Origin of the sequence: Amycolatopsis sp. NPDC004625, assembly GCF_040609695.1 — a bacterium.
Lineage (GTDB): Bacteria > Actinomycetota > Actinomycetes > Mycobacteriales > Pseudonocardiaceae > Amycolatopsis.
The window spans coordinates 207,479-220,202 of the sequence record NZ_JBEXKX010000014.1; the positions used below are offsets into that span (position 1 = coordinate 207,479).

Consider the following 12,724-nt stretch of genomic DNA (forward strand, 5'->3'; position numbering starts at 1 on the left):
CGTTCCTTTCACCGGCGGCGGACGCACTTCTCGTAGAGGCCGAGCAGCCGCTCGCCCGGGTCGTAGGCCTGCTTGAGCGCGCGGTAGGCGTCGCCGTTGTAGAGCCGCCAGAACTCGTCCTCGGTGTAGAAGCTGTCCGAGTAGAGCGATTTGTGGCCGCCGAGCCGGGTGACCTCGGCCTCGACCAGCCGGTTGTGCACGCCGTCGCGCTCGCCGGGGTCCAGCGGCACGGCCGACCAGAACCCGAAGTTGACGTACAGCTCTTCGGGGTCCAGCTCGTACAGCGGCCAGCGGACGCCGCCGGGCCGTTGCCGCAGCGGGCAGATCCAGACCGGGCTGATCGGGATCTCCCGTTCGAAGAACTCGAGGAACTCCGCGGCGCGGGCGAGCGGGACCTCGACGTCCTGCACGATCGTCTCCTCCGGCGGCAGCCGCCGGAGTTTCAGCAGCCGCTGCGCGATCCGGAACCGGCGGTCGAGCGCGACGGCCTTCCAGTAGACCGACGACCGCAGCAGCCGGCGGCCCAGCAGCAGCCGGGGCAGCCGGTGCTGGACGCCGAACGCGCGCGAGCACCAGAACCAGTCCGTGTCCCAGCGCCACAGGTAGTCGCGGACGGTGAGGTGGTCGACCTCACGTCGCCGGATGCTGCGGTAGTAGATGTCCAGCCAGGTGTAGTCGCTCGTCGCGGGCGCGGTGTCGGTGAACTTCGCCAGCGTGAGGTAGAGCTCGTCCGGGCCGAAGACCGTGCCGTCGACGAAGTCGTGTTCGCCGCTTTCGCACGCTTCGCGCAGGGCGCCGAAGTAGGTGTCCCGGTCGTGGAACCGGACGTGCCGGAGCTCGACGAACGGCTTGACCGGCTCCAGCAGGATCTTCAGCCGCAGCGCGTAGCCGAGGGTGCCGTAGGAGTTGGGGAAGCCGTGGAACAGGTCGCGGTGCTCGTTGTCCGCCGTGGCGACGACGATCCGGCCGTCCCCGGTGAGCACTTCGAGCTCGAGCACCGACTCGTGCGGCATGCCGTTGCGGAACGACGAGGACTCGATGCCGAGGCCGGTGACCGCGCCGCCGAGGGTGATGGTCTTCAGCTGCGGCACGACCAGCGGCATCAGGCCGTGCGGGAGGGTGGCGTCGACGAGCTGTTCGTAGGTGACCATCCCTTCGACGTCGGCGGTGCGGGTCGCGGGGTCGACGCGCAGCACGTGGGTGAAGCCGGAGACGTCCAGCCCGGGGTGCTTCGCGGCGGCCCGGGAGCGGAACAGGTTGGAGGTCCGCTTCGCGAGCCGGACGGTCGCTTCACCGGCGATCGCGGTGAGCTGCCGTCTCAGAGCGTCGACGCGGGCTTCGTGCGCGGGGAACGGCGGGGCTTCCGGCACCCCGGCCTGATCGATGGTCACGAGCTCGATCCTGCCTCACGCCGACGACGGGCGCACTGTGCCACCAGGGCAGGATTTTCCGGCCTGTCCCGGGTGGTGGGAACGGTTCAGGTGCCACCTTGCCCTCCGGGCGCCCCGCTCCTACCATGTCGTCGCAACGATGACAATCTGGATGTCGCCGGATGGACGACATCCGGTGCCCGGTTCGCCGGGATTGAGCGGCGGAACACGGGGGTACCCGATCGGGCGACCGCGGAGGATCCCGCGGCGGAACGGGGAAAGCGAGGCGGCGTTGAGCATTCTGATCGACTTCGGGCGCGACACGGAGTTCTCGTTCGAGCGGCGGTTGCGCGGCTACCTGGGCGCGGTGGCCCGGGCGGTGGGGGTGGGACTGGAGTCCTGCACGTTCGACCCGGGCACCCCCGCGGCCGCCTACATCGCGCTGGACTGGCGCCTGGCCCGGTTCCCCGGCCACGACCTGGCCCTGGTGTGGGACGAGGTCCACGGCTGGGCGGCGGCGATCGAAGACGGCACGGCGACGATCCTCGCCTACCTGGGCGGCGAAGTCCTCCCGGAACCCCGGGCGGTGGTCCGCTTCCTGGCGGCGGTCCGCGCGGACGACCCGGACGCGGGCACGCCGGAGGCCCCGGTCCTGCGCGAGGCGGGCGACCACGAAGATCTGCTGAAGCTGGTCCCGGAGGTGGCGCCGGCCGGCCGCGGCTAGGCAGACTGGGGCGGGTGGGGGAACCGGTGGGGGAACTGACGGCGGAGTTCGTGGTCGACCAGCAGGTGCCCGGAACTTCGCGGGTGTCACCGGACGGCCGGTGGGTGGTCTTCGTCAGCGCGCCGGTGGGCCGCGAGGGGCCTCATCCGGCGAGTGCCTTGTGGCTCGCCCCGGCCGACGGCGGCGAGCTGCCCCGGGAGGCGGCTCCGGGCCCGGCGGAGGATCGGGACCCGCGCTGGTCGGCTGATTCGGCGTGGGTCTACTTCCTGTCCGATCGAGCCGAACGCGGGACGGCGCAGCTGTACCGGGTGCGCCGGACGGGCGGCGATCCGGAGCGGCTGACGCAGTGGCGGGCGGGGGTCCAGGCCTATGTGCTGCTGCCGGACAGCGACGAGGTGGTGGTCATCGCCCCGGCGGAGGACGACGGGGTGGCCGACCCGCGGGTCCGCGTGGTGCGGCGGGGTCCCCAGGCCGCTGAGCCCGGCTGGCCCACCCCGACCGCCGGGGCCGTTTGGGACACCGCGGCCCGGCCCGGCCGTCTCTGGCGCCTCGACCTCCGAACCTGCTCGATCCGCCCCCTCGCCGACTTCGGCGAGCGGCACGTCGTCGAAGCCGCCGTCCGGCCGGACGGCCACACCCTCGCCGTGCTCACCTGGTCCGTCGCCGATCGGGAACCCGGGCTCTTCGACGCGCGCCTGCACCTCGTCGACCCCGCCACCGGGGTCCGGCAGGAACTCGGCGCGCCCGCGCTGGACGCCGATTCGCTCACCTGGTGGCGCGACGGCACCGGCTGGCGCCTGGCCTACCTCGGCTACACCCCGCCCGGCCTGATCGCCGGCGACGCGATCTTCGACGCCGCCGGCCACCGGAACCTCACCGCCGGGCGCCCCGACTGCCCGACCGAACTCGCCCGGGCCGGCGACGGCTCGCTGCTGGCCCTGTTCGCCGAAGGGCTCGACACCACGATCCGGCGCCTCGACGCCGGCACCTTCACCGAGCTCACCCGCGCGACCGGCAGCCTCCAGGGCCTCGACGCGGGCGGCGGGCTGGTCGCCGTCGTGGGCAGCACCGCCACCGAACCCGATGCCGTCCACTGTGGACCACCGGCCGGCCCGCTCACCCGCCTCGGCGCACCGCCGCCGCGCGGGATCCGGTGGGGCACCCAGGAACGGCTCTCCTACCGGGCCGGCGACGGCGTGGAGCTCGACGGCCTGCTGGTCCTCCCGCCCGGCCGGACCCGCGCCGACGGGCCCTTCCCGCTCGTCACCCTGGTCCACGGCGGCCCGTACGACCGCTTCGCCGACCGGTTCCAGCTCGGCTGGTTCCGCTGCGGCCAGTGGCTGGCCGCGGCCGGGTTCGCCGTCTTCCTCCCGAACCCGCGCGGCGGCCTCGGGCACGGCCACGCCTTCGCCGCGAGCGTCGCCGGGGACGTCGGCGGCGCCGAGTTCACCGACCTGCTCACCGGCATCGATCTGCTGGTGGAAGCCGGCGTCGCCGACGAAGACCGGCTCGGGATCGGCGGCGGGAGCCACGGCGGGTTCGTGGCCGCCTGGGCCGTCACGCAAACCGACCGCTTCCGGGCGGCCCTCGTCCACGCCGGGGTGATCGACTGGCCCCTGCTCGCCGCGACCGGTGAGCACAGCCGGTTCGAGCTCGGCCTCGGCAGCCGCGAAAACAGCCCGATCACCCACGCCGGCCGGATCGCGACGCCGGTCCTCATCGTGCACGGCGAGGCCGACACCAACGTCCCGCTCTCGCAGGCCGAGCTCCTGCACCACGCCCTCGGCGACCGGCCGCACGAGTTCGTCGTCTACCCGCGGGAGGGCCACTCGCTCCGCGAGCGCGGCCACCAGATCGACTTCCTGCACCGCACCCGCGGGTGGTTCTCACACCTGCTCGCCTAGCTTGTACTCCGCCCCGCCGGTGAACGAGAACCCGTCGGCGCCCACGGTGACGTCGGCTTCGCGCGGCTCGGCCCGCGCGACGACCGGCTGCACGGCGCCGTCGAGGTCCAGCACCACCGACGCGTCGGTGTACCAGCTCGGCACCACCGGGTTGCCCCACCAGTCGCGGCGCTGGTTGTCGTGGACGTCCCAGGTGATCACCGGGTTGTCGGGGTCGCCGGTGTAGTAGTCGTGCGTGTAGATCTCGATGCGGTGCCCGTCCGGGTCGCGGACGTACAGGTAGAACGCGTTCGACACGCCGTGGCGGCCCGGCCCGCGCTCGATCATCCCGGACCTGCGCAGCGCGCCGAGGTGGTCGCAGATGTGCAGGATCTGGTGCCGCTCGTGCGAAGCGAACGCGATGTGGTGCAACCGCGGCCCGTCGCCGCCGGTCAGGGCCACGTCGTGGACCGTCGGCTTGCGGAACATCCAGGCCGCGTACACCGTGCCTTCGTCGTCCTGGATGTCCTCCGAGACGCGGAAACCCAGGCCCTCGTAGTACTTCCGGGCCGCCGGGACGTCCGGGGTGTCCAGGTTGAAGTGGTCCAGCCGCGACAGCGCACCGGCGCCGTGGACGTCGTAGCGCTGGGTGAACCGCTCGACGTGCTCGGCCTCGTGGAAGAACTCGACCGGGAAACCCAGCGGGTCGAGCACCCGCACCGCCTCGCCGATCCCGCGGGTGGCACCGGCGGGCCGGCGGGAGACCGGGCAGCCCAGTTCCCGGTAGTACGCCTCGGCCAGGTCGAGGTCGGCCGGCGTCCGCACCCGGTAGGCCAGCACGCCCAGCGCGGGTTCCGGGCCCTTCCGCAGTACCAGCGAGTGGTGCAGGTACTCCTCGAACGCTCGCAGATACAGCGCGGAGGCGTCCTCGTGGGTGACGACGAGCCCGAGCACGTCGACGTAGAACGCCCGCGACGCGGCCAGGTCCGTGACGACGAGTTCGGCGTACGCGCAGCGGATGACGTCCGGCGGGGTGGTGGTCATGCGATTTCCTTCCCGGCGCCGAACCGGGCCGTGTGCACCGGCCCGAGCGAGACGTGGACGGCCTGCTGGTGGGTGTAGAAGTCGAGCGAGCGGTAGCCGCCTTCGTGGCCGAGGCCGGAGGCCTTGACCCCGCCGAACGGCGTCCGCAGGTCGCGGACGTTGTGCGAGTTCAGCCAGACCATCCCGGCTTCGACCGACTGCGCGAAGGTGTGCGCCCGCGTCAGGTCGGCCGTCCACAGGTATGCGGCCAGCCCGTACTTGACGTCGTTCGCCAGCGCGAGGGCCTCGGCTTCGGTGTCGAACGGGGTCAGCGCGACGACCGGGCCGAAGATCTCCTCCTGGAAGATCCGCGCGGTCGAGGGGACGTCGGCGAACACCGTCGGCGCCACGTAGTTCCCGCTGTCCAAACCGGACGGACGGCCGCCGCCGGCCAGCAGCCGGCCCTCGGTCTTGCCCAGCTCGACGTAGCTCATCACCTTGTCGTAGTGCTCGGGGTGCACCAGCGCGCCGACCTCGGTGGCCGGGTCGTGCGGATCCCCGACGACGATGTTCGCCGCGCGCGCGGCGTACCGTTCGCAGAACTCGTCGTAGACCGGGCGTTCGACGAGGATCCGGCTGCCCGCGGTGCAGCGTTCGCCGTTGAGCGAGAACACGCCGAACAGCGTGGAGTCCAGCGCCGCGTCGAGGTCGGCGTCGGCGAAGACGATCGCCGGGGACTTGCCGCCCAGTTCCATCGACATACCCTTGAGGTGCGCCGCGCAGTTGCGGTAGATGGTCTGCCCGGTGGTGGTTTCGCCGGTGAAGGAGATCAGCGGGACTCCCCGGTGCTTGACCAGCGCGTCGCCCGCTTCCTCACCGAAGCCGTTGACCAGGTTGAACACGCCCTCGGGCAGCCCGGCGCCGGCGAAGATCCCGGCCCACAGGCTCGCCGAGAGCGGGGTGAACTCGGCCGGCTTGAGCACCACCGTGCAGCCCGCGGCCAGGGCCGGCGCGAGCTTCCAGCTCTCCAGCATGAACGGCGTGTTCCACGGCGTGATCAGCCCGGCCACGCCGACCGGCTTGCGGTGCACGTAGTTCACCTGCCGCCCGGGCACCTGGTAGGTGTCGTCGGCCTGGGCGACGACGAGGTCGGCGAAGAACCGGAAGTTCTCCGCCGCGCGCTGCGCCTGCCCGAGGGCCTGGGTGATCGGCAGGCCGGTGTCGAACGTCTCCAATTCGGCGAGCCGCCGGTCCTGCGCTTCGACGGCGTCGGCGATCCTGTTCAGCACGCGCGCCCGCGCCCGCGGCAGCATCCGCGGCCACGGCCCGTCGGTGAACGCCTTGCGAGCCGCGGCGACGGCCCGGTCGACGTCCTCGGCCTGGCCCGCGGCCGCGGTGACGTAGGGCGTGTTCGACACCGGATCGAGGACGTCGAACGTCTTGCCGGACACGCTGTCGACCAGTTCACCGCCGATGTAGTGCTTCAGCTCGCCCGGGAGTCCTTCCGGGACGTAGTGGCTCATTGCTTTCCTTCCACGGTGAAGCCCTCGACCGGGCTGAGGTACTGCGAACCTTCGGCCATGAAGTCCTTGATCCGGGCGATGCCGGACTCGGTCGGCGTGATCAGCGGCGGCCGCACGTGCCCGGACGCGATCAGCCCGCGCTGTTCGAGCACCCACTTCCCGGGCGCCGGGTTGGTCTCGACGAACAGCAGGTCGACCAGCGGGTGCAGGCCGTAGTGGATTTCCCGCGCCCGTTCGTGGTCGCCGGCCTGCCAGGCGGTGTACATCTCGGCGCACGCGGCGGGGGCGATGTTGGCCGTCGCGCTGACGAATCCGGCGCCGCCGAGGGCCAGCAGCGGCAGGCAGAGCAGCTCGATCCCGGACCACACCACGAGTTCGCGGCCGCAGAGGTGCAGCACGCGCGAGAAGTGCTCGAAGTCCTTCGTCGTCTCTTTGATCCCGACGAAGTTTTCGCACGAGCGGTACAGCCGTGCGACGGTCTCGGGCGCGAGGTCGACCGCGGTCCGGCTCGGCACGTTGTAGGCGACGATCGGCAGGTCCGGGAACTCGCGGCAGACCGTGCGGTACCAGACGAACAGGGCGTCCTGGGTCGGGCGCGCGTAGTACGGCGTGATGACGAGCGCGGCGTCGATCCCGGCGTCCTGCGCCAGCGCCGTGAGCTCCAGGGTCTCGTCGAGCTTCGCCGAGCCCGTGCCCGGCACGAACGGGACGCGGTCGCCGACCTCCGCGGCCACCGTCCGGATCGCCTCGGCGCGCTCGGCCACGGTCTGGGAGCCGGGCTCGCCGGTGGACCCGCCGATCGAAATGCCGTGCGTGCCCGAGGCGAGCTGCCAGCGCACGAGGTTCTTCAGGCCGTCGTGGTCGACGGCGCCCTCGGCGGTGAACGGCGTCATCAGCGGCGCGATCGACCCGCGGATGGCCCGGGGGTCGGAGCGGAATCGCATGGGTTTCCCTTCCTGCGTCAGTGGCGGCGGTAGGCGAGGTAGGCGTCCAGGGTGGCCAGCCGGTGGGCGCGGACGGCCTGTTCGACGTCCGCGCCGGGGGCGCCGCGTTCGAGCAGGTCGAGGATGGTTTCGTGCTCGGCGACCGACTCGCGGGCGCGGCCGGGCACGAAGCTGAACGTCGAGGTGCGCAGGCCGCTGAGCCGGTCCCAGCCGCGCCGGACCAGGTCCAGGACCTGCGGGTTGGGGCAGGCTTCGAACAGCACGGCGTGGAAGTCGCGGTTGAGCCCGGTGAACCGGGCCGGTTCGAAGTGGCCGAGGCAGGCGGCCAGCTCGGTGTTCAGCGTCCGGGCCCGGGCGAGCGACCCCGGCGGGAGGAGGGGCGCGGCGAGCGCGGCGGCGTAGCCCTCGACCAGGGCGAGGGTCTGCATCGTGTGCTGGTACTCGCTCTCGTCGACCATCGCGACCTGCGCGCCGACGTTGCGCTCGAAGGTCACCAGGCCCTCGGCCTCCAGCAGCCGGATCGCCTCGCGGATCGGCACCACGCTGACGCCGAGCTCCTGGGCGAGCTGGCCGAGGACGAGCCGGTAGCCGGGGGAGAAGGTGCCGTCGGCGATCCGCGCCTTGATCCACTGGTAGGCGATGCGCGACTTGCTCATCGCGGCGCCGTTCACCGTTTCGCGCGCCATGCGGCGTACCTCCCGCGCCAGTGCTCGTCCATCGGGTAGAGCCCTTCGACGCGCTCACCCGCGGCGACCTGCTCGGCGATGAACGTCTCCTGCAGTTCCTGCTCGACGGCCGCGTCGACGACCTCTTCGACCAGATCCGGAGGGATGACCAGGACACCGTCGCCGTCGCCGACGATCACGTCGCCGGGGCAGACGGCCGCGCCACCGCAGGCGATCGCCACGTCGACGTCCCACGGCACGTGCCGGCGGCCGAGCACCGCCGGGTGCGGCCCGGCGTGGTAGGCCGGGATGTCCAGAGCGGACACCGCGGCCAGGTCGCGGACCCCGCCGTCGGTGACGATCCCGGCCGCGCCGCGCACCTGCGCCCGCAGCGCGAGGATGTCGCCGACGGTGCCGGTGCCGCGCTCGCCGCGGGCCTCCATGACGAGGACGTCACCGGGGCCGAGGCTGTCGATCGCGCGTTTCTGCGCGTTGTAGCCGCCGCCATGGGCCTTGAATAGGTCCTCGCGGTAGGGCAGGTACCGCAGGGTCCGCGCCCGGCCAGTCAGCCGGGCGCCCGGCCGGGTCGAGGTCAGCCCGTCGATCGACACGGCGTTGTACCCGCGCTTGCGCAGCTGGGCCGAGAGCGTGGCGGTGCCGACGGATTCGAGCTTCGCGCGCAGGTGCGGGGTCAGCTCGAACCCCGGCTCGGCGGTCCCGTACGCGTCCGCGCGCTGCTTCTCGTCGGCGCGGGGGAGGGCACCGTACGGTCCGAAGGGGACAGTCCCCTCGGTGATGGGCGTGACGAGCCGGCCGGTGGTGTGGCCGCCGCCGTCGACCTCCACCTCGACGACGTCGCCGGGGACGGCGACCGACGCGCCCGCGGGCGTGCCGGTCAGCACGACGTCGCCGGGTTCGAGGGTGATCAGCTGCGAGAGGTCGGCGACCAGCCGGCCGAAATCGAACAGCAGGTCACCGGTGGTGTCCTCCTGGACGAGTTCGCCGTTGAGCCAGGTCCGCAGCCGCAGCGCCGCCGGGTCGACGTCCGCCGCGGGCAGGACCGCCGGGCCGAGCGGGGTGAAGCCGTCGCCGCCCTTGGAGCGCAGGTTGCTGCCCTTGTCGGCGTAGCGGAGGTCGTAGACGCCGAAGTCGTTGGCCGCGGTGACGCCTTCGACGTACGACCAGCCTTCTTCGGGCGTCACCCGGCGGGCGGTGCGGCCGATGACCAGCGCGATCTCGCCTTCGAAGCCCAGCAGTTCGGTGCCCGCGGGCCGTTCGAGGGCGGTGCCGCTCGCCGCGGCGGACGTCGGCGGCTTGAGGAAGTACGACGGCTGCGCCGGCACCCGGCCGCGCTGGGCCGCGCGGGAGCGGTAGTTCAGGTGCAGCGCGATGATCTTGCCGGGCCGCGCGATGCTGGTCATCCGGGGTTCCTGCCTGCCGGTACGGGAAGATATTTCAAATGATATACGATCGACGGCGTGGGGAAACCCCTTTCACCCGCCGTAGTGCAGCCACACGGATTTGGTTTCGGTGTAGGCGTCGAGCGCCCACGGCCCCATCTCGCGGCCCCAGCCGGACGCCTTGTAGCCGCCCCACGGCGCCGCCATGTCCGGGATCGGGGGCATGTTGACGAACACCGCGCCGGCCCGGATGCCGTCCGCGTAGCGCTGCGCGGTCCGGATGTCCCGGGTCCACACCGTGGCGGCCAGGCCGTATTCGGTGTCGTTGGCGCGGGCCAGTGGCTCGTCCCCGTCGTCGTAGGCCGTCACGGCCAGCACCGGGCCGAAGATCTCCTCGCGCATGATCGCCATGTCGTCGCGGACCCCGGCGAACAGCGTCGGGGTGTAGAAGTAGCCGTCGCCGTCCACCGGGCGGCCGCCGGTGACCAGGTCGGCGCCCTGGTCGCGGCCGCTGCCGACCAGGAGGTCGACGTGGTCGCGGTGCTTGGCCGACACGAGCGGGCCCAGCTGGGTGGTCTCCTCGGCGCCGGGCCCGAGCCGGAGTCCTTCGAGGCCGCGCGCCAGCTTGTCGACGAACTCCTGCTCCCGCTTGCGGTCGACGTAGAAGCGCGTGTACGCGGCGCAGACCTGGCCGGTGTTGAGCGTCGCCCCGGCGAGGTTGCCCGCGACGGCCGCGTCGATGTCGGCGTCGGCCGCGATGATGCTCGGGGCCTTCCCGCCGAGTTCGAGGGTGAGCCGCTTGAGGTTGGACGCCGCGCTCGCGGCCGTGATCAGCTTCCCGACCGCGGTCGAACCCGTGTAGGAGACGTGGTCGACGTCCGGGTGCTCGGTCAGCAGGGCCCCGACCGCGCCGTCGCCGGTGACGAGGTTGACCACGCCCGCTGGGATCCCGGCCTCGTGCACCAGCTCGACCAGCCGGATGCTGGTCAGCGGCGTGACCTCGCTGGGCTTGATCACCACGGTGTTGCCGGTGGCCAGGGCCGGCGCCAGCTTCCAGGCGAGGATCATCAGCGGGAAGTTCCACGGCGTGATCAGCGCGTTCACCCCGACCGGCTCGCGGCGGGTGTAGTGCAGCGTGTCCGGGAAGGACACCGGGTTCGTGGTGCCCTGCAGCTTGGTGACCCAGCCCGCGAAGTAGCGGAAGTGCTCGGCCGCGCCGGTCACGCTCACCTGCCGGGACACCCCGATCGGCTGGCCCTGGTCCCGGGTTTCCAGCCGGGCCAGCTCCTCGTGGTGCTGCTCGACCAGGTCGGCCAGCCGGAACAGCAGGGCCGCGCGCCGGACCGGCGGCAGCCCGGCCCACGCCGGTGCGGAAAGCGCTCGCCGCGCGGCCGCGACGGCGGCGTCGACGTCGGCCCGCGAAGCCGTGCCGACCTCTTCGATGATCCGGCCGGTGGCCGGGTCGCGGGTCGGGAGCGCGCCGCCGCCGGCTTCGGTCCACTGTCCGTCGATGCAGAGGCGTGTCGCCATCCCGGTGTCCTCCTCGGCCTGGGGTGAGCCGAGTATCGGGCGGCGGGGCGCCGCGGGTCTTGTCCGCTCCCGCACGCCCGTTGACCGACGGCGAAGGGATCTCGCGGGCGTCCCGGGCCGCGCGCCAGGCTGACCGGCATGGACGTGATCGTGGTGGGCGCCGGCTCGGCCGGTTCGGTGGTGGCGCGGCGGCTGGTGGACGCGGGCGCGGCGGTGACGCTGCTGGAGGCCGGGGGCGAGGACGTCAACCCGGCGATCCACGACCCCGCGCGGGCCGGGGAGCTGTGGTACGGCCCCGAAGACTGGGACCTGTCCACGGTCCCGCAGGAGCACGCGGCCGGCCGACGGCTGCACCTGCCGCGCGGGCGCGTGCTCGGCGGCTCGCACGCGCTCAACGCGATGATCTGGGTCCGCGGCGCCCCGGCCGACTACGACGGCTGGGGCCTGCCCGGCTGGAGCTGGGCCGACGTCGAGCCGGTGTTCGCGCGGATCGAGAAGGACCTCCTCGAGGTCGTCCCGAACGAGCCGCTGCACCCGATCCAGCAGTCCATAGTGGACGCCTGCGTCTCGGTCGGGCTGCCGGTGAACCCGGACTGCAACAGCGGAACCCTGGACGGCGTGTCCGTCGAGCAGGTCACCCTGCGCGGTGGCCGGCGCTTCACCACCTGGCACGCCTACGGCGCACCGGTGGCCGCGCGGATGACCGTCCACACGGGAGCGCTGGTGCAGCGGCTGCGGTTTTCCGGCTCCCGCGTGACCGGGGTGGAGGTCGTCCTCGACGGGGTGCGGCAGGAGCTCGCCGCGGATCTGGTGGTGCTCGCCGCGGGCGCGCTGGCCTCGCCGGCGATCCTGCTCCGCAGCGGCGTCGGCCCGGCGGACGAGCTGCGTGCCCTCGGTCTCGACGTCGTCGCGGACCTGCCGGGCGTGGGGCGCAACCTGCACGACCACCTGCTCTCGCCGGTCATCTTCACGACCACGCGAGAGGTTTCGCCCGCGCCGGGCCGGCCGGTGACGCAGGTCCACTGGTGGTGGCGCAGCCGGGCCGGGCTCGCGGTGCCGGACACGCAGCCGATCTGCTTCAGCGTGCCGATGTACGAGCCGTGGATGTCCGGGCCGCCGACCGGGTTTTCGCTGATGGCGGGCATGGTGACGCCGGAGAGCCGGGGCAGCCTGCGGCTGGCCCCGGACGGCTCGCCGCTGATCGACCTCGCCGCGCTCGCCGAACCCGCCGACTTCGAGAGCCTGGTCGCTTCGGTCGAGCAGTGTCTCGCGGTCGGTGCGGCCCCGGCGCTGGCGGGGGAGTGGGGCGCCCGGCCGCGGTACCCGGGCTCGGCGGACGACCTCCGCGACTACGTCCGCCGGACCGCGATCACCTACCACCACCAGGTCGGCACCTGCCGGATGGGCACCGGCCCGGACGCGGTCGTGGACCCGCGGCTGGCGGTGCACGGCCTGGCGGGCTTGGTCGTCGCCGACGCGTCGGTGCTGCCCCGCGTGACGACGGGCAACACCAACGCCCCGGCCGTGCTGGTCGGTGAGCAGGCCGCCCGCTTCCTCCTCGGCGCATCGAACCGCCCGGCCGGGGGCGAGCACGCGCACCGCGGGCTGGCGGGCATCCGCCGGCGCGTCACCCTGTTCGGCGGCCAGGTGTCCTACGGCGAA

The 12,724-nt window shown here is 72.9% G+C and carries 10 protein-coding genes; 3 read left to right on the forward strand and 7 right to left on the reverse strand.

From position 1 onward, the window contains the following. Window positions 1–8: 8 nt before the first annotated feature. A complete protein-coding gene (locus tag ABZW17_RS18695; protein ID WP_354815063.1) occupies window positions 9–1,391 on the reverse strand; it encodes an FAD-binding oxidoreductase in 1,383 nt (460 codons plus the stop codon). Between the two features lie 271 nt (window positions 1,392–1,662). Between ABZW17_RS18695 and ABZW17_RS18700 the strand changes: the two genes are divergently transcribed. Further along, on the forward strand, window positions 1,663–2,094 hold the full coding sequence (locus ABZW17_RS18700) for a DUF6292 family protein (RefSeq protein ID WP_354815066.1): 432 nt from the start codon (window positions 1,663–1,665) through the stop codon (window positions 2,092–2,094). Window positions 2,095–2,108: 14 nt separating this feature from the next. Next, a complete protein-coding gene (locus ABZW17_RS18705; RefSeq protein WP_354815069.1) occupies window positions 2,109–3,998 on the forward strand; it encodes a prolyl oligopeptidase family serine peptidase in 1,890 nt (629 codons plus the stop codon). Here the strand turns inward: ABZW17_RS18705 and hpaD are convergent. From hpaD to ABZW17_RS18735, 6 genes are all read right to left on the reverse strand, one after another. Beyond that, complete coding sequence (hpaD, locus tag ABZW17_RS18710; RefSeq protein ID WP_354815072.1) at window positions 3,981–5,021, reverse strand: 3,4-dihydroxyphenylacetate 2,3-dioxygenase; 1,041 nt, start codon at window positions 5,019–5,021, stop codon at window positions 3,981–3,983. The two genes, ABZW17_RS18705 and hpaD, sit on opposite strands and share 18 nt — an antisense overlap. Continuing rightward, window positions 5,018–6,523: a 5-carboxymethyl-2-hydroxymuconate semialdehyde dehydrogenase gene (gene hpaE / locus ABZW17_RS18715; RefSeq protein ID WP_354815075.1), complete on the reverse strand. Its 1,506-nt coding sequence runs from the start codon at window positions 6,521–6,523 to the stop codon at window positions 5,018–5,020. The genes hpaD and hpaE overlap by 4 nt, the downstream gene beginning before the upstream one ends. Further along, a complete protein-coding gene (gene dapA, locus ABZW17_RS18720) occupies window positions 6,520–7,467 on the reverse strand; it encodes a 4-hydroxy-tetrahydrodipicolinate synthase (RefSeq protein ID WP_354815078.1) in 948 nt (315 codons plus the stop codon). Before dapA ends, hpaE begins: the two co-directional genes overlap by 4 nt. A gap of 17 nt (window positions 7,468–7,484) precedes the next feature. Beyond that, window positions 7,485–8,153, reverse strand: coding sequence for a GntR family transcriptional regulator (locus ABZW17_RS18725; protein WP_354815081.1), 669 nt, complete (start codon window positions 8,151–8,153; stop codon window positions 7,485–7,487). Further along, window positions 8,135–9,553, reverse strand: coding sequence for a fumarylacetoacetate hydrolase family protein (locus ABZW17_RS18730; RefSeq protein WP_354815084.1), 1,419 nt, complete (start codon window positions 9,551–9,553; stop codon window positions 8,135–8,137). Before ABZW17_RS18730 ends, ABZW17_RS18725 begins: the two co-directional genes overlap by 19 nt. A 72-nt stretch (window positions 9,554–9,625) precedes the next feature. Next, entirely contained in the window at window positions 9,626–11,062 is a 1,437-nt protein-coding gene (locus ABZW17_RS18735) for an aldehyde dehydrogenase family protein (protein WP_354815087.1), read from the reverse strand. A gap of 138 nt (window positions 11,063–11,200) precedes the next feature. Between ABZW17_RS18735 and ABZW17_RS18740 the strand changes: the two genes are divergently transcribed. Further along, the coding region (locus ABZW17_RS18740) for a GMC family oxidoreductase (protein WP_354815090.1) at window positions 11,201–12,724 on the forward strand (1,524 nt) is incomplete at its 3' end.

Excerpts from the sequence above, each read along its gene's own strand:
- hpaD (WP_354815072.1), bottom strand. The coding sequence starts at position 5,021 with ATGACCACCACCCCGCCGGACGTCATCCGCTGCGCGTACGCCGAACTC.
- hpaE (WP_354815075.1), bottom strand. The coding sequence starts at position 6,523 with ATGAGCCACTACGTCCCGGAAGGACTCCCGGGCGAGCTGAAGCACTAC.
- dapA (WP_354815078.1), bottom strand. The coding sequence starts at position 7,467 with ATGCGATTCCGCTCCGACCCCCGGGCCATCCGCGGGTCGATCGCGCCG.
- ABZW17_RS18725 (WP_354815081.1), bottom strand. The coding sequence starts at position 8,153 with ATGGCGCGCGAAACGGTGAACGGCGCCGCGATGAGCAAGTCGCGCATC.
- ABZW17_RS18730 (WP_354815084.1), bottom strand. The coding sequence starts at position 9,553 with ATGACCAGCATCGCGCGGCCCGGCAAGATCATCGCGCTGCACCTGAAC.
- ABZW17_RS18735 (WP_354815087.1), bottom strand. The coding sequence starts at position 11,062 with ATGGCGACACGCCTCTGCATCGACGGACAGTGGACCGAAGCCGGCGGC.